Genomic DNA, 16,676 nt, shown 5'->3' with positions numbered 1-16,676 from the left:
TGCTGCCATGCTGCAACTGATCCTTGGTGGTGCCCGTTCCGGCAAGAGTCGCCTGGCCGAACGCCTGGCGCTGGAAAGTGCACTGCCGGTCACCTATATCGCCACCAGCCAGCCGTTGGATGGTGAGTTGAACGAGCGGGTCGCCCTGCATCGCCAGCGGCGTCCGGCCCATTGGCAGTTGATCGAAGAGCCGCTGGAGCTGGCCCGGGTCCTGCGCGAAAACGCGGCGGCCGACGCCTGTCTGTTGGTGGATTGCCTGACCCTGTGGTTGACCAATCTGTTGATGCTGGAAGACGCCGAGCGTTTGAAGGTCGAGCGCGAAGCCCTGTTGTCGAGCCTGGCACTGTTGCCGGGAGAAGTTATTTTTGTCAGCAACGAAACCGGTCTGGGTATCGTCCCGCTGGGTGAATTGACTCGCCGTTATGTCGATGAAGCCGGTTGGCTGCATCAAGCTCTGGCCGAGCGTTGTCAGCGAGTGGTGCTGACAGTCGCCGGTTTGCCCCTGACTTTGAAAGGAACTGTGTTATGAGTGAATCGTGGTGGCTGAACCCGTGCAAGGCAATTGATCTGCTGGCCCAGGATGCGGCATTCGAGCGTCAGCAGCAACTGACCAAACCTACTGGCTCCCTGGGCCAGTTGGAACAGGTCGCAGTGCAACTGGCCGGTTTGCAGGGCCGCCTCAAGCCGCGGGTCGACACGCTGTGGATCGCGATTTTTGCCGGCGACCATGGTGTGGTCGCCGAAGGGGTGTCGGCTTATCCGCAGGAAGTGACTGGGCAGATGCTTGCCAACTTCGTCGGCGGCGGTGCGGCGATCAGTGTGCTGGCGCGGCAGTTGGGGGCGCAGCTGGATATCAATGACTTGGGTACGGTCACGCCGATGCTCAACCTGCCAGGTGTGCGTCATCTGCAGATCGGTGCCGGGACGGCGAACTTTGCCCAGGGCCCGGCCATGACCGAAGCCCAGGGCCGGTTGGCGCTGGCGGCCGGGCGTGACAGCGTGCGGCGCGCGGTGGCGGCGGGCAGCGAGTTGTTTATCGGTGGCGAAATGGGGATCGGCAACACGGCTTCGGCCAGTGCGGTGGCCTGTGCGCTGTTGAAATGCCCGGCGGCGTTGCTGGCCGGCCCCGGCACCGGGCTCGACCCGGCCGGCGTCAGCCACAAGGCGCAGGTGATCGAGCGGGCGCTGGCGCTGCATGCCGAGCACACCGACGATGCGTTGCAGGCCTTGTTCCGTCTGGGCGGTTTCGAGATCGCGGCACTCGCCGGGGCCTATGTGGCCTGTGCCCAGGAGGGCGTGGCGGCGCTGGTCGACGGCTTTATCTGCACCATCGCGGCGATGGTCGCGGTGCGCTTGAATCCCGAGTGCCGGCAGTGGTTGATCTTTGCCCACCGTGGCGCCGAACGTGGGCATCGGCATGTTCTGGAGAGCCTGCTGGCCGAGCCCTTGCTCGATCTGGGGCTGCGCCTGGGCGAAGGCAGTGGCGCGGCGTTGGCGGTACCGCTGGTGCGTCTGGCCTGCGACCTGCACGGGCAGATGGCGACCTTTGCCGAGGCGGCGGTGGCGGATCGCCCGGCATGAGTGTGCGCCTGGACCTGCTGCGTCACGGTGAAACCGAACTGGGTGGTGGCTTGCGCGGCAGCCTGGACGATGCCTTGACGCCCAAGGGCTGGGAACAGATGCGTGCCGGTGTGGCGCGGCAAGGGCCTTGGGATCGCTTGATCAGTTCGCCTTTGCAGCGTTGCGTGCGTTTTGCCGAGGCGCTGGGCGCGAGCCTCAGTCTTGCGGTCGAGATCGAGCGTGACCTGCGGGAGTTGCATTTCGGTGCCTGGGAAGGGCGGAGCGCGGCGGCGTTGATGGAGACGGACGCCGACGACCTGGGCCGGTTCTGGGCCGATCCCTATGGCTTCACGCCGCCTGATGGCGAGCCGGTGGCGCAGTTCGCCGAGCGGGTGTTGGGGGCCGTGTCGCGCCTGCAACAGCGCTATGCCGGTCAGCGGCTGCTGTTGATCGGTCATGGCGGTGTGATGAAGGTGTTGCTGGCCCAGGCGCGGGGGTTGCCGCGTGAGCAATTGTTGCAGATCGAGGCGGCCCATGGTGCCTTGTTCGCCTTGCAGGTAGCTGCCGATGGCGGGCTGAGGGAGGTGCCGTGAGCGGTTTGCCGTTCCGGATCGCCCTGCAGTTTCTCAGCAGCCTGCCGATTCGCTTGCCGGGAATGCCGGAACCTCGGGAGATGGGGCGCTCGTTGCTCTGCTACCCGCTGGTGGGGTTGCTGTTCGGCGGCGTGCTTTGTGCGCTCGATTGGGTGTTGGCGGGGGCGCCGTTGTTGCTCCATGGTGCTTTGTTGCTGACGGCCTGGGTACTGCTCAGCGGCGGCCTGCACCTGGACGGCCTGGCCGACAGCGCGGATGCCTGGCTGGGTGGTTTTGGCGACCGCGAGCGGACCTTGCTGATCATGAAGGACCCGCGCAGCGGGCCGATTGCCGTGGTCACGCTGGTACTGGTGCTGCTGTTGAAGTTCTGTGCCTTGCTGGCGTTGCTCGAACAACGGCAGACTGTGGCGTTGCTGCTGGCGCCGCTGATCGGCCGTAGTGCCTTGCTCGGGTTGTTCCTGACCACGCCGTATGTGCGTGCCGGTGGGTTGGGGCAGGCGTTGGCCGACCATCTGCCGCGCCGCGCCGGTTGGTATGTGTTGCTGGCGAGCGCGCTGTCCTGTGGCTTGCTGGCCGGGTTCAAGGGGCTCTGGGCGGTCGGGCTGGCGGTGCTGGGCTTCTGCTGGTTGCGGCAGTTGATGATGCGGCGTTTGGGCGGCACCACTGGCGACACGGCGGGGGCGTTGCTGGAGTTGCTGGAGATGGCGGTGTTGGTGGGGGTGGCGTTGGTCTGAGCGGGGCTTCGGCGACCTTGCAATGGCGTCAGTAGTCGCTCCGCTGAATATCGTTCAAACTTGTTTTTCCTGTGTTACGGGTATATACACACGTTATGTTATCAACCGATTGTCTATGCATCAGCCTGCGTCGCGCCGCTCGCGGCGTCAGCAGGCATTACGACGGCGCTCTCGACGGCTTCGGGATCAACGTTGCCCAGTATTCTCTGCTGTGCAATCTCAAGCGTCTCGACCAGCCGAGCATTTCCAGCCTGGCCGAAGCCATGGGCCTGGATCGCAGTACCCTCGGGCGCAACCTGCGAGTGCTGGAGGGCGATGGCCTGGTGGCCCTGACCGAAGGCGCCGACCAGCGTAATCGCCTGGTCCGGCTCACCGACGCCGGAGCCGAGCGACTGGTGGCCGCCCAGCCTGCCTGGGAGGCCTCGCAGCAGCGTCTGGTGGAGCGTCTCGGGGATGAAAAGCGTGCCACGCTGTTGGCCTTGCTGGAAGAGTTGGCAGGCGGCGAGTAATCGCCGTTTTATTTGAATAAAGCGGGTATATACCCGCTAATGGAGAGCAATAATGACATCGATGTGGCGTGCCAGTGGCTGGATTCTGCTCGGGAGTGCACTGATCCTCGCGCTGTCTCTCGGGATACGGCACGGTTTCGGGCTGTTCCTGTCCCCCATGAGCGCGCAGTTCGGTTGGGGGCGTGAGGTGTTCGCCTTTGCCATTGCCTTGCAGAACCTGATCTGGGGGCTGGCCCAACCCTTCACCGGAGCCCTGGCCGATCGCTTCGGTGCAGCGAAAGTGGTGTTGATCGGTGGGCTGTTGTACACCGCCGGGTTGGTCTGCATGGGCCTGTCCGATTCCGCGCTGAGCCTGTCCCTGAGTGCCGGCCTGCTGATCGGTATCGGCCTGTCGGGGACCTCGTTCTCGGTGATCCTCGGCGTGGTCGGGCGCGCCGTGCCACCGGAAAAGCGCAGCATGGCCATGGGCATTGCCAGTGCCGCCGGGTCTTTCGGCCAGTTTGCCATGCTGCCGGGGACCCTGGGGTTGATCGGCTGGCTCGGCTGGTCGACGGCGCTGCTGGTGCTGGGCCTGCTGGTGGCGCTGATCGTGCCGCTGGTGAGCCTGCTCAAGGACAAGCCGTTGCCCAAGTTCGAGGGTGAGCAGACCCTGTCCGAGGCGCTGCGCGAGGCCTGTTCCCATTCCGGCTTCTGGTTGCTGGCATTCGGCTTTTTCGTCTGCGGTTTCCAGGTGGTATTTATCGGCGTGCACCTGCCGGCCTACCTGGTCGACCAGCATCTGCCGGCCACCGTCGGTACCACGGTGCTGGCGCTGATCGGCCTGTTCAATATCTTCGGCACCTACACCGCCGGCTGGCTCGGCGGCAGGATCTCCAAGCCGCGCCTGCTGACCGCCCTGTACCTGGCGCGGGCCGTGGTGATCGTGGTGTTTCTCTGGGTGCCGGTCACGCAATTCAGTGCCTACCTGTTCGGCATGGCGATGGGCTTTCTCTGGTTGTCGACGGTGCCTTTGACCAACGGCACCGTGGCGACCCTGTTCGGGGTGCGCAATCTCTCCATGCTCGGTGGGATCGTGTTCCTGTTCCATCAGTTGGGGGCCTTCCTCGGCGGCTGGCTCGGCGGGGTGGTGTATGACCGTACCGGCAGCTACGACTTGATCTGGCAGGTTTCCATCCTGCTGAGCCTGCTCGCTGCGGCCTTGAACTGGCCGGTGCGTGAGCGGCCCGTGGCGCGGTTGCAGGCGCAGGCAGGTCTGGCATGAGTGCCTTCTGGTCGCGGCTGCTGGCCCTGGCGCTGCTCGCCCTGCTCCTGGCGCTGGCCTGGTGGGGCTGGCACCAGGGCGGCCTGGCATTGATGCAGTTGGGCATGGGTTCTTGTTAGGCGCCGCTTGCTGGGAAGGGGAGCCGGCGCGTAAGTCGGCGGCTCGATCTTTTCTCCAGGATTCAGGATATGGCGATGCGCTGGCTGGCGGTTCCGCCGTTTTGATGGCCTTTTCCGGGGCGGTCCTGGCGGCCGGATGCCGTGCACCTGTTCAAGGTGCTGGCGCAGCAGAGCGCGGTGCCGAAGTGGAATTTCTACAAGTACGTGCTGGATCGCCAGGGCAGGGTGATCGCGCACTTCTCCAGCCTGACCAAGCCCGACACCCCTGACTTGATCGAAGCGATGGAGAAGGCCATCGCCTCGAAGCCCCGATAAACATCAGGCGATAAAAAACCCGCATCAGCCGATGCGGGTTTTTTCTATCCAACTGACGAGCGGTTCAGGCCCATCGTGAATCAGAACTTGTACGTCATGCCCAGGCCGTAGCCCCATGCGCTGTTTTCGTACTTGGCGGTGTAGACGCCGCCTTTTTGCGGGTTGTTCAGGTTGACGTTGACGTCTTCTTCCTTGAGGTAGGAGAGCGCGACATCAATCGTCAGGTCGTCGGTTGGGCTGTAGCCGGCACCGAAGCTGATGGCGCGACGATCGCCTGTCGGGATACGGACGGAGCGATCGGTGTTGTTGGTTGGCGCCTGGTCAACCGACAAGCCGCTGCGCAGGACCCATTCCTTGTTGACCCGGTAGGAAACACCGATGGCCGAGGCCCAGGTGTCGTGCCAGTTCTGTTGTTCGGTGATGGTACCGATCGGACCGGCGGAGCCACCAAGCCCGGCAGAAACACCCTGGTTGTTGATGGTGATGTCTTTCAGGCGGCTCCAGCGGGTCCAGGTGCTACCGGCATATACGGTCCACTGGTCATCCAGTTTCTGGGTGATCGAGAAGTCGACGTTCTCTGGCGTGGTGATATCCAGGGAGCCCTTGTAGCGGGTACCGTTGAAAGGACCGAAGCCGACACCGGTGATGCTGGTGTGGCCATCCAGGGTGTAGCTGACCTTGGAATGGTAGGTCAGGCCCAGGCGGGTGGTGTCGGTAGGTTGGACAATGACACCGATGTTGTAGCCGATCGCCGTGTCGTCGCCCTTGACGTCCACCGAGCCGTCATTGCGCCCGAAAGTCGGGGCAAAAGGCGTCGCGGAGCTCAGTTCGCCGCTGATACGGTTGATGGTCGGACCGAAACCGACGGAAACCATATCGTTGAACGCATAGCTGACAGTCGGTTGCAGGGTGACAACCTTGACTTCGCTCTTCTGGCCGTAATAACGACCGGAAGCGCTGCTTTCATAGTCGGTTATCAGGCCGAAAGGTGCGTAGGCACCCAGACCCAGTGCCCAGCCGTTACCCAGCTGTTTGACGAAGAAGGCGTTGGGTACAGAGGTGAATGGAACCATGTCGCCGTCACTGGTGCCGCCTGGAGGGCCGCCGCGAACGGTCTTGATATCGGAACTGGCATCGATTGCGGCAACGCCGGCAGTGACTTGATCGCGCTTGAGCAGGGACATGCCGGCAGGGTTGCCGTAAATGGTGCTTGCATCTTCAGCGGAAGAAGATCGACCCGCATAACCGGTCCCCATCCCGCTGATGCTCTGTTCGTTGAGGGCAAAGCCACTCGCGAGAAGCTGGGTGGATGCCAGAGCAACAGAAAGGCTGAGAGTGGTCTTGAGCATTACTTTTTTCATTATTAGAACTCCGTGGTGATCACCGAGGCGAAAACTACCAACATTTTCGCTTCTGCGCTATAGGGTGTATTGCTGGAGATAGAGCGGTTTTGTAGGACAATCCAACCAAAGTCACTTGGTTTTTCCAGAAACTGGGTTTTGGCTCTAGCAAGCGACTGGAGTGACCGTTGAGTCACAACTTCGCCAGGCGCGGGTAAAGTCCCTTAAACGTCCGTGTGGCTGGAAAGTCTGTCGCCAGATCCGCGCCATACCGAGCAGATCGTCGACGGCGGGTAAGTGTGGGTAGCGTTCTTCCACCAGCAGCCAGGCAATGGCGGTGGAATAACGCAGGTTCACCGCGAGTTCGAGATTCGGGCTGCTGAAAAAAGCGTGCTGGCTGGCCAGGCCACGAACCAGGCTGGCCAATTCCGGGTCCGGGGCCAGGTAACGGTCCCACAGCGCGGCATGGCGGCTCTCGTCGATGCAATACAGGCCGTGGCCGCGGCGGTCGTGCAGGGCCGAGCCCAGGTCCGACTGGCTGGCGGCGACACCCAGCAGCAGCGCTTCGGCGCTCGGGCTGTGGCGGCCCAGGTACAGCAGGGTCGGACGAATCACATAAAGGCGCAGTTCCCTGGCGGCGATACCCATGACACCCTCGATGCTCCTGCCGTGTGATCGGCGTTTTTATTGGTCGGCGTGGCCTGGCCCCTGGTAGCGGTTGAGACGTTCAGGCCCGCCGGAAGCGGCCCGGGCCGCTTGAGTTGAAGTGTAGTGTCATATCTTTGTTGTAAAGGACTGTTTTTAAAATATTTAAACCATGAGCATGCGGCTTATATATTTATTCGTACTTAGCAATACAGCCAAAATCGCGAAACTTCAGGCAATAAAAAACCCAGCTGCTGAGGCTGGGCTTTTTGGGTTACAGCTTGTTTCGAACTTCAGGCAACCAGGGCCTGGCGCGTGCGGTCGATCACCGCTTGCAGCGGTTCGGCGCTGGAGTACTGGTCTGGATACAGGCGTTCGCTGTGACGGGCGATACCGTGTTCGTTGACCAGCGTGAAGCTGAAGCAGCCTTTGCGAGCGGCCATGATCAGGCAGTTCATCGGTGCGAAGGCGTTGGTCAGGGTGCGAATAGCGTCCTGGGTATGGATTTGAGTCGACATAATTATTAGGTGTTCCTGCAAATGACACGGAATCTGATCCGTGCAACGTTAAAACGTTCCAGTAGCGTCGAACCATTATGGATCGGACGAAGAACCTGACTGGAACAAAGCCGCCAGTTGAAGCGCATGAAATTGAGTGGCGCTTGGGCTGGCAGGTAGGTACTTAGGAGGGCAGGCAGTCACAACAGGGGCTAAGGTTCTGGGCCCGGGGTGAAGATCCTGATCAATCTTGCAGGTTGGTTCGGTCAGAGTAACAACCTTCGGCAGCCGCCTTTCATAAGGCTGTACTGGAGAGGATTTACCTGGAAACCATCGAGGGGTCGATCCCTTTTTCGAGCGACTGATCCATTTTGGAAAGTGCTTGGGGGATGTTCGACCAGAATTGACTTTCAGCTTGGTACTAACGGTGCGGATACTATCGCATTAAAACGGATAAGGGAAGGGGGTTAGCAAAAAGCTTGTTCAAGGCGCTGCCGGGGTTATCGCGGCGCTAGCCCGTTGGCGGGACGCCGCTCAAAGGGCGGCGAGGCGCCTGCGCCAGGTTTGGCGTCAAAGCGCGAATGGCCGCGCCTGTGCAAAAAAGGTGCGTCGATATAACCGTTGTCGCACTACTTGTGCACAATCGGGCCATGGCTTGTCACCGGAGTGTCATCTGCGCAATCGGTCCCTCGAATGCCTGTATCGCAAATACAAGTCAATGAAAAATATCGTCTTTTTTTATTGGTGAAAAAATCGACAGTTTGACTGCGAGCCCCATTCCATGCGGCTTTGCGGGGGTTGGAGAGGGGTTGTCCACTGAGTTATCCACAGCTTCTGTGGATTGTCCCAAGCGCTTGCTCTAGGACGGGCATGCCGGGTTTTTTCGACTTTACCCGTATGAAAAACAGCGTAGAGTGGCGCGCCCCGCGATCTGGCGTGCAGTGCCACATGAAATTTCGCTTGTCGTCCTTGCCCTTGTCCAGGCCCGATACGATTTCTACCTGGCTCGAACTGTCCACGGCCGATCAGCTTCGTTACCCTTGATTCTTTACAATTCGTTGGCACCTCGGGAGTCCTTATGGCGTTGGATCTGACCAGTCTCTTGCTCGGTTTGGCGGGCGCGGCGCTGCCGTTGCTGGCGCTGGCCTGGCAGTTGCAGCGCCGGGCGAGTGTTGCTCAGGCCGAACGGGTGCTCCTGGACGAGCGTTTGAGTGGTGCCCGGTTGGCAGCGGAGGGGCTCGGCGCACAGCTGGATGCCTGCCGTGACGAGGTCAGCGACCTGAGCCAGGCCAATTCCGTCAAGCAGGCGGAGCTGGCGGCGTTGCGCCGGGAAGTCGAACTGTTGCAGATCGAGCGGGATAATGGCCGTGATGCGGCCCATGCCTGGAACCTTGAGCGAGCCCAGAAGGAGGCCGAGCTGCGCCGCCTGGACACCCAGGCGGCGTCGTTGAGTGCCGAACTGCGAGAGCAGCAGGACAGCCATCAGCAGCGCCTGGACGATCTGCAGGGTTCGCGGGATGAGCTGCGGGCGCAGTTTGCCGAAATGGCCGCGAAGATCTTCGACGAGCGCGAGGCGCGTTTTGCCGAAAACAGCCAGCAACGCCTCGGACAATTGCTCGACCCGTTGAAGGAGCGCATCCAGTCCTTCGAAAAGCGCGTGGAAGAAAGTTATCAACAGGAAGCCCGTGAACGCTTCTCTCTGGGCAAGGAGCTGGAGCGTCTGCAACAGCTGAACTTGCGCCTGAGCGATGAGGCGACCAATCTGACCCGTGCGCTCAAGGGCCAGAAGACCCAGGGCAACTGGGGCGAGTTGATTCTTGAGCGGGTGCTTGAGCATGCCGGGCTGGAAAAGGGTCGTGAGTACCAGACCCAGGTCAGCCTGAAAGGGCCGGACGGCGAGCGTTTCCAGCCGGACGTGCTGATCCTGTTGCCGGGTGACAAACAGGTGGTGGTGGACTCCAAGGTCAGCCTGACCGCCTACCAGCAGTACGTCGGCGCCGATGACGAGGTGATCGGCCAGGCGGCGCTCAAGCAGCATGTACTGTCGCTGCGCACTCATGTGAAGGGCCTGGCCGGCAAGGACTACAAGCGTCTGGAAGGGCTGCACAGCCTGGATTTCGTCTTGCTCTTCGTACCCATTGAAGCGGCGTTTTCGGCGGCCTTGCAGGCTGAACCGAACCTGTTCCAGGAGGCCTTCGACCGCAATATCGTGATTGTCAGCCCGACCACCTTGCTCGCCACCTTGCGGGTGATCGACAGCCTCTGGAAACAGGAGCGGCAGAGCCAGAACGCCCGGGAAATCGCCGAGCGCGCCGGTTGGCTGTACGACAAGTTCGTGTTGTTCATCCAGGATCTGGACGAGGTCGGCAACCGCCTCCAGCAATTGGACAAGGCCTACGCCGCCGCCCGCAACAAGCTGACGGACGGACGTGGCAACCTGGTCAGCCGTAGCGAGCAGCTCAAGCTGCTGGGCGCGCGGGCGAGCAAGAGCCTGCCGACGGAGTTGCTGGAGCGGGCGATGACCGATGAAAATGGTGTGGTCGAGTTGCCGGAGTAACGGTTCTTCAAGGTCGCCACCAGTGAGTCCCAATGCGTACCTTCAGAGGGGCAGATGCCGGCTCAACAATGCCCGCAACGCCGCCGGCTTCACCGGCTTGGCCAGGTACTCCAATCCCGCTCCATGTACCTGTGCGATGGTTTCCGGGCGCAGGTCGGCGCTGATCACCACTCCGGGCAACGGCTCCGCCAGGCGCGTGCGCATCCAGGTCATCAAGCCGGTGCCAGTCTCGCCATCGTCCAGGTGATAGTCCACCAGGGCCAACTGTGGGCGCAGGCCACCGTCGAGCAGGGCGGCGCACTCCTCGCGATTGCGCGCGGTCGAGACCCGGCAACCCCAGCGGGTCAGCAGGCTGTGCATGCCGATCAGAATGCTGTCCTCATTATCCACGCATAACACCTGTGCACCGCTCAGCGCGTGGCCGTTGACGGGCACGGCCTTGCCGGCCGCACTCGCCGGATGACTGGCAATCGGTACGCTGACGCTGAACACACTGCCGCGTCCCGGCCAGGAGCGCACTTGCAGGCGATGCCCAAGTACCCGGCACAACCCGTCGGCAATCGCCAGGCCCAGCCCCAGGCCTTTTTCGGCTCGGGTCTGGTGGCTGTCGAGGCGCTTGAACTCTTCGAAAATCACCTGGCGCTTGTCCTCGGGAATGCCCGGCCCACGGTCCCAGACCTCCAGCGACAGCTGGCCGCCCTGGCGCCGCACGCCGAGCAGGACCGGGCCCCTGGCGTAGCGGAAGGCATTGGTCAGGAAGTTCTGCAGGATCCGCCGCAACAGCTTGATATCGCTGTTCACCGGCAAGCGGCTGCCACGAACCCGGAAGCTCATGCCTTGCTCCTGGGCCAGCGCCTTGAATTCCGCGCCGAGGGTATCGAACAGCTCGTTAAGGACAAAGGGGCGCGGATTGGGCGTGATCTTGCCGTTCTCCAGGCGCGAGATATCCAGCAGGTCGCTGATCAGGTCCTCGGCCGAGCGCAACGAGCTGTCCAGGTGCTGGACCAGTTGCTTGGCTTCCTGGGACAGGCTGTCGTCCTGATGCGAGAGGGCGGCGGAGAACAGCCGGGCGGCGTTCAGCGGTTGCATCAGGTCATGGCTGACCGCCGCGAGGAAGCGGGTCTTGGACTGGTTGGCCGCTTCCGCCGTGCCCTTGGCTTCGGTCAGCGCGATGTTCAGTTGCGACAGTTCGTGGGTTCGTTCGGCGACGCGCCGTTCCAGGCCCTCGTTGGCTTCAGTGAGGGCCTGTTCGGCCTCGCGGAACGCGGTGATGTCGGTGAAGCTCATGACGAAACCGCCACCGGGCATCGGGTTGCCGATCAGCTCGATGACCCGGCCGTTGGGGAACAGCCGCTCCGAGGTGTGCGCGCGGCCCTGGCGCATCCAGTGCAGGCGCCGCGCGACATGCACTTCAGCCTCGCCGGGACCGCACAGGCCGCGCTCGGCGTTGTAGCGGATGATATCGGCAATTGGCCGGCCGACGCTGATCAGGCCGTCCGGGTAGTTGAACAGCTCCAGGTAACGCCGGTTCCAGGCCACCAGCTTCAGTGACTGGTCGACCACGCTGATGCCCTGGGTGATGTTTTCGATGGCGCCTTGCAACAAAGCACGGTTGAATTGGAGCACTTCGGAGGCTTCGTCGGCGATCCTGACGACATCTTCGAGTTGCATTTCCCGCCCTTCGATGGCCGCCTTCACCACCGCACGGGTCGAGGACGCCCCGAGTACCCCGGCCAGCAGGCGCTCGGTGTGGGCGATCCAGTCGCTGTCGGCGTTCTGGTTCGGGTTGAAACCCTTGCCCTGGCGATAGGCAAAACGAATGAAACTCTGCCGCGCGCGTTCCTCGCCGACAAAGCGCGCGGCGAGGGTCAGCAGGTCTTCGATCTGCACCGCCAGCATCGAGCGGGCGCTGGGGCGGGCGTTGAGCTCCTGGCCGATAAAGCGCCCGGCCTGCCAGTGTTCGGAGACCCGTGTGCGCGACAGCACCGAAACCCAGGCGAACAGGGTGAAGTTGCCCGCCAGCGACAGCACCACGCCTTGGGTCAGCGGGCTGATCGGCAGGTTCAGCGGGTTACCGTGCAGCCAGGCCAGCCCGGGGAAACTGCTTAACGACCAGCCCAGGCTGCGGGCGGCGATCGGCAGGACCAAGGTGTAAAACCAGATGAAGGTGCCGCCGGCGATACCGGCAAACACCCCGCGTCGGTTCGCCTGTTTCCAGTACAGCGCGCCGAGCATGGCCGGCGCCAGTTGGGTCACGGCGGCGAAGGCGATCTGGCCGATGGTCGCCAGGCTCGCGGTCGAGCCCAGGAGGCGGTAGCTGACGTAGGCCAGCAGGAGAATGGCGACAATACTGACCCGGCGCACCGAGAGCATCCAGTGGCGGAAGACTTCGAACGGTCGCTCGGAGTTCTGCCGTCGCAGCAGCCAGGGCAGCAGCATGTCGTTGGAGACCATGGTCGACAGCGCGACGCTGGCGACAATCACCATGCCGGTGGCCGCCGAAGCGCCGCCGATAAAGGCCAGCAAGGCCAGTGCCGGATGGGCCTGGGCCAATGGCAGGCTGATGACGTAGGAGTCGCGCAAGACCTCGACCGGCAACATCATGCGCCCGGCCAGGGCAATCGGCACCACGAACAGCGCCGCCAGGATCAGGTAGGCGGGGAATACCCACTTGGCCAGGCGCAGGTCCTGGGGCTCGATATTTTCCACCACGGTGACATGGAACTGCCGGGGCAGGCAGATGATCGCCATCATCGCCACGCCGGTCTGCACCACCATGGACGGCCAGTTGACCGTTTCCTGCCAGTATTCGGCGAGCAGCGCCGAGGTCTTGGCTTGGTTGAACAAGTCGTCGAAACCGTCGTAGAGGCCGTAGGTGACGAAGGCGCCGACGGCGAGAAAGGCAAACAGCTTGACCAGGGATTCGAAGGCAATTGCCAGGACCATGCCGCGGTGGTGTTCGGTGGCGTCGAGGTTGCGGGTACCGAAGACGATGGTGAACAGTGCCAGGATCAGCGATACCACCAGGGCCGTGTCCTGGGCGCGCACGCCCATGGCGTCGGCACCGGCGCCGATCAGCAGGTTGACGCCAAGGACGATGGCCTTGAGTTGCAGGGCGATATACGGCAGTACGCCGACCAGGCAGATCAGCGCTACCACTACCGCCAGGGACTGCGATTTGCCATAGCGGGCGGCGATGAAGTCGGCGATGGAGGTGATGTTTTCCTGTTTGCTGATCAGCACCATCTTTTGCAGCACCCAGGGCGCGAACACCAGCAGCAGCACGGGGCCCAGGTAGATCGGCAGGAACGCCCAGAGCTGGTCGGCGGCCTGGCCGACCGCGCCGAAGAAGGTCCAGCTGGTGCAATAGACGGCCAGCGACAGGCTGTACACCCAGGCTCGCACGCGTGGCGGCAGGGGCGCGCTGCGGCGGTCGCCATAAAAGGCGATGGTGAACATGATGGCCATATAGGCCAGGGCGACGGCGGCGATCAGCCCGCTGGACAGCGACATGGAAACTCCCGGCAAAAGACATCCCGAGGGCAGTCCGGCCCTGGCGCTACAGTCTCGCACGATGGCCGGGCGGCGTCAGTGTCGACCAAGGTCGCAGCCTTGCCCCGGGGTTCGGACGCGACGATATGGTTGCGTTGGAACACCGATTTGTAGGCACCGGTTTGCTGGCGATCGCGGCCGTTCAGGCGATGCCAGGCTCGCGGGCCTCATCGCCGGCAAGCCGGCTCCCACAGGTGGCCGCGTTGATCGTGGTGGCGAAGTGACCTACGCGCAGGTCAGTGCCAGTTCGATCTGTCGATGCAGCGCCTCGACACTCAACGGCGTGTCGGCGAACAGCACCCGGAACACCGTCGGTGCGACGATCAGGTTGAGCAGGTACTCGACGCTGGGCCGTGGGTCGCCCGGATAACGATCAAGAATGGTCTGCAGCTGTCCGCCGAGAATGGTCGTGCAATAGCCGGTGGCGGGGCTGCATTGCACATCACGCATCAGCTGCCGGCCCGGTTCCGAGCTCATTTCATCCAGATACTGCTCGGCCCAGGCCCGCAGGTCTCCACGCAGGCTGCCGGTATTGGCCGGTTCGACTTCCGGGCGCATACGGGCGAAGGCCACATCCGCCAGCAACGCCGCCAGGTCGCCCCAGCGTCGATAGATCGTCGAGGGCGTGACCCCGGCCCGTGCCGCAATCTGCGGCACGGTCAGGCTCGCGCGGTCCTGCTCTTCGAGAAGCGCGCGGACCGCCTGATGAATCGATTCCTGGACCCGGGCACTGCGGCCGCCCGGACGTACACTTTCTTTGATCGCCATGCCAAAACCTTAACACAAAGAATTTGCTTTAAGAGAAAAGCCGTAGCACACTCCGCAAAAGCAATATTTTAGCTTTTGCGCTTTCCTGTGGAGTGTACTCATGTTCAATCGCGTCGACACGCCGGTTTCCAAGCTTGCCAGCCAGGTGTTCCTGTCGATCACCTTGCTGACCTTTCTGGCCGCCTCCAGCGCGCCGACGCCCTTGTACCACCTGTATCAGGAAACCCTGCAGTTTTCCGCTGCGACCCTGACGCTGATCTTCGGAGTGTATGCCCTGAGTCTGCTGGCGGCGCTGTTGACGGTCGGTTCGCTGTCCGATCATCTGGGACGGCGGCCGGTGATCTTTGCCGCGCTGTTGCTGGATATCGGCGCAATGTGGCTGTTTATCTGCGCCGACAGCGCCGTATTGCTGATCGCCGCGCGGGCGCTGCAAGGCTTTGCCACGGGCATGGCCACCAGCGTACTGGGTGCGGCCCTGCTGGACTACGACAACCGCAAGGGACCACTGATCAACAGTATTGCGCCTTTGCTGGGCATGGCCTGCGGGGGCCTGGGTTCCGGTTTGCTGGTGGAGTTCGCGCCCCGGCCGATGCAACTGGTGTACTGGATTCTGTTCGGTTTGCTGGTGGTGCAGGCGACTTATGTCTGGCGCTTACCGGAAACGGTCAGCGCACAGCCGGGCGCCCTGGCGTCGTTGCGCCCGACCCTGCATGTGCCGCCGCAAGCGCGCCAGGCTCTGTGGATAGCCTTGCCGGTGGACATCGCGGTCTGGGCCATGGGCGGTTTCTACCTGTCCCTCGCGCCTTCGCTGGTACGTGTCGCGACCGGTTCGACCTCCAACCTGATCGGCGGTGTGCTGGTGGCGGTGCTGACCCTCAGCGGGGCGTTGGCGATCTTCACCTTGCGCAATCGGCCGGCGGAAAAAATCCTGCGCCTGGGGGCCGTGTTGTTGGCCATAGGTGTCAGCCTGATTCTGCTGGCGGCGCACAGCGCCAGCCTTCCGCTGTTTCTCTTCGCCACGTTGGTCGCGGGCAGCGGTTTTGGCTCGGGTTTCCTCGGCGCGTTGCGCAGTGTGGTACCGCTGGCCTTGCCCCATGAGCGGGCGGGGCTGATGTCGGCCTTTTATGCGCTGAGCTACCTGGCGTTCTGCCTGCCGGCGTTATTGGCGGGCAACCTGAGTCGCGGTTTCGGCCTGATTGCGACGACCGACGGCTACGGTGTGATGTTGATCGGGCTTTCCCTGGGGGCCTTGCTGATGTTGCTGTGGCGCCGTCCGGCGCGGGACCTGGCGGCTTGAGCCGGTCAGTCGGCTGATCGGTTATTGCAAGATCGACGACCGGGCGCTGGTCAGACTGGGGTCTTTTACCGGAATGAGCACGGCGGCCCATGACGACTCCCACACGCTCAGCGTCTACTCAGTTGGCGCTGAAGCTCCAATTGGCGGATCTGACGCAAATGCTCGGTCTGTTGCAGGAAGTGGCCTGGCAACCGCTGTCCGCCCAGGCCCGTTTGTTCCTGCAACCCGAGAGCCTGTTCGGCCTGTATCAATTGCTCTGCCATGTGCTGCCCACGCGGCGGATGCGCCCTCAGGGCGCGGCGCCCATGGCCTTTGCCTTGCAGACCTTGCGCCGGGCGTTGTTGCACGAGCCCGATCCGCGGCGTCGGGTCGAGTTGGCCCATGACTGCGTTGATGCGCTGTTGCTCAGGAGCAGGGGGGGGGGGGTCGGCAAGCGCATCGCCCAGTTGCATGGTCTGGAGGCCATGGATATCGCGACCCAGGGGTTTATCGAGCTGATCCAGGCCTGTGCGGCGATTCTCCGTGATCATGCCTTTATCAGGACGCGCCTTGGCATAGGTGCCGGTTGGTTTGGCGGTGAAACCGGGGTTGCCGCGAAGTTGGGTCGAGCGGGGGTCTATGGCTCTGGTGGGCATATCAACCGGGCGCGGTTTGCGATTTTGCGCAGTGCGCTGGTGCGTGGCGATGAAATCAAGCGGCCAGTGTCAGGTATGGAGCCGGTGCTGGATGCCGCTTGGTTGTGCAGGGAGGCTCAACTGGATCTGTATCGCCTGGAGCAAGGGGCGGATGAACGCGGTCATTGTGGGAGTGGAGCTTATCGGATCGCCATACCGCCGCGAAGTTTTTAGCGGCCTTGCGGGCCTCTTCGCGGATGAATCCTGCTCCCACAATGATGTGTGTCGAGTCGAGAGTTTGCGTGCGCTGAATCG

Annotated in this window: 15 protein-coding genes and 1 pseudogene; 11 read left to right on the top strand and 5 right to left on the bottom strand. The window is 62.8% G+C overall.

From position 1 onward, the window contains the following. The first annotated feature begins 7 nt into the window (after positions 1-7). The 8 genes and pseudogenes from cobU to M5B99_RS27350 all read left to right on the top strand — a co-directional run. Entirely contained in the window at positions 8-529 is a 522-nt protein-coding gene (gene cobU, locus M5B99_RS27380) for a bifunctional adenosylcobinamide kinase/adenosylcobinamide-phosphate guanylyltransferase (protein WP_248806975.1), read from the top strand. After that, positions 526-1,581, top strand: coding sequence for a nicotinate-nucleotide--dimethylbenzimidazole phosphoribosyltransferase (cobT, locus tag M5B99_RS27375; RefSeq protein ID WP_248806974.1), 1,056 nt, complete (start codon positions 526-528; stop codon positions 1,579-1,581). The genes cobU and cobT overlap by 4 nt, the downstream gene beginning before the upstream one ends. Then, entirely contained in the window at positions 1,578-2,153 is a 576-nt protein-coding gene (gene cobC / locus M5B99_RS27370; protein ID WP_248806973.1) for an alpha-ribazole phosphatase family protein, read from the top strand. Before cobT ends, cobC begins: the two co-directional genes overlap by 4 nt. After that, entirely contained in the window at positions 2,150-2,887 is a 738-nt protein-coding gene (locus M5B99_RS27365; RefSeq protein ID WP_318654593.1) for an adenosylcobinamide-GDP ribazoletransferase, read from the top strand. Before cobC ends, M5B99_RS27365 begins: the two co-directional genes overlap by 4 nt. Positions 2,888-2,982: 95 nt before the next feature. Next, positions 2,983-3,396, top strand: a complete 414-nt coding sequence (locus M5B99_RS27360) for a MarR family winged helix-turn-helix transcriptional regulator (RefSeq protein ID WP_248806972.1) — start codon at positions 2,983-2,985, stop codon at positions 3,394-3,396. A 61-nt stretch (positions 3,397-3,457) separates the two neighbouring features. Continuing rightward, positions 3,458-4,657: an MFS transporter gene (locus tag M5B99_RS27355; protein ID WP_248806992.1), complete on the top strand. Its 1,200-nt coding sequence runs from the start codon at positions 3,458-3,460 to the stop codon at positions 4,655-4,657. Continuing rightward, positions 4,654-4,776, top strand: a complete 123-nt coding sequence (locus M5B99_RS30010) for a hypothetical protein (protein WP_263860653.1) — start codon at positions 4,654-4,656, stop codon at positions 4,774-4,776. The genes M5B99_RS27355 and M5B99_RS30010 overlap by 4 nt, the downstream gene beginning before the upstream one ends. 132 nt (positions 4,777-4,908) lie before the next feature. Further along, a pseudogene (locus M5B99_RS27350) lies at positions 4,909-5,091 on the top strand (glutathione peroxidase); the annotation flags it as partial. A gap of 80 nt (positions 5,092-5,171) precedes the next feature. Here the strand turns inward: M5B99_RS27350 and M5B99_RS27345 are convergent. The 3 genes from M5B99_RS27345 to M5B99_RS27335 all read right to left on the bottom strand — a co-directional run bounded on the left by M5B99_RS27345 (position 5,172) and on the right by M5B99_RS27335 (position 7,594). Beyond that, a complete protein-coding gene (locus M5B99_RS27345; RefSeq protein WP_248806971.1) occupies positions 5,172-6,452 on the bottom strand; it encodes an OmpP1/FadL family transporter in 1,281 nt (426 codons plus the stop codon). Positions 6,453-6,596: 144 nt separating this feature from the next. Continuing rightward, positions 6,597-7,079, bottom strand: coding sequence for a hypothetical protein (locus M5B99_RS27340; RefSeq protein WP_248806970.1), 483 nt, complete (start codon positions 7,077-7,079; stop codon positions 6,597-6,599). A gap of 290 nt (positions 7,080-7,369) precedes the next feature. Further along, positions 7,370-7,594: a hypothetical protein gene (locus M5B99_RS27335; RefSeq protein ID WP_003214941.1), complete on the bottom strand. Its 225-nt coding sequence runs from the start codon at positions 7,592-7,594 to the stop codon at positions 7,370-7,372. A gap of 1,057 nt (positions 7,595-8,651) precedes the next feature. Between M5B99_RS27335 and rmuC the strand changes: the two genes are divergently transcribed. Next, entirely contained in the window at positions 8,652-10,130 is a 1,479-nt protein-coding gene (gene rmuC, locus M5B99_RS27330; RefSeq protein WP_248806969.1) for a DNA recombination protein RmuC, read from the top strand. 42 nt (positions 10,131-10,172) lie between these two features. Here the strand turns inward: rmuC and M5B99_RS27325 are convergent, their stop codons facing one another. Continuing rightward, positions 10,173-13,643, bottom strand: coding sequence for a hybrid sensor histidine kinase/response regulator (locus M5B99_RS27325; RefSeq protein WP_248806968.1), 3,471 nt, complete (start codon positions 13,641-13,643; stop codon positions 10,173-10,175). A 264-nt stretch (positions 13,644-13,907) separates the two neighbouring features. Then, entirely contained in the window at positions 13,908-14,450 is a 543-nt protein-coding gene (locus M5B99_RS27320; RefSeq protein WP_248806967.1) for a TetR/AcrR family transcriptional regulator, read from the bottom strand. Positions 14,451-14,550: 100 nt separating this feature from the next. Here M5B99_RS27320 and M5B99_RS27315 point away from each other — a divergent pair, with 100 nt between their 5' ends. Both M5B99_RS27315 and M5B99_RS27310 read left to right on the top strand, forming a co-directional pair. After that, positions 14,551-15,747: an MFS transporter gene (locus M5B99_RS27315; protein WP_248806966.1), complete on the top strand. Its 1,197-nt coding sequence runs from the start codon at positions 14,551-14,553 to the stop codon at positions 15,745-15,747. 89 nt (positions 15,748-15,836) lie between these two features. After that, entirely contained in the window at positions 15,837-16,595 is a 759-nt protein-coding gene (locus tag M5B99_RS27310) for a hypothetical protein (RefSeq protein WP_248806965.1), read from the top strand. The last annotated feature ends 81 nt before the right edge of the window (positions 16,596-16,676 follow it).

This window comes from Pseudomonas sp. MWU13-2100 (assembly GCF_023242365.1).
In the GTDB taxonomy this organism is placed as follows: domain Bacteria; phylum Pseudomonadota; class Gammaproteobacteria; order Pseudomonadales; family Pseudomonadaceae; genus Aquipseudomonas.
The sequence above is the reverse complement of the archived record's forward strand: the minus strand, read 5'-3'. Positions and strand labels throughout refer to the sequence as shown.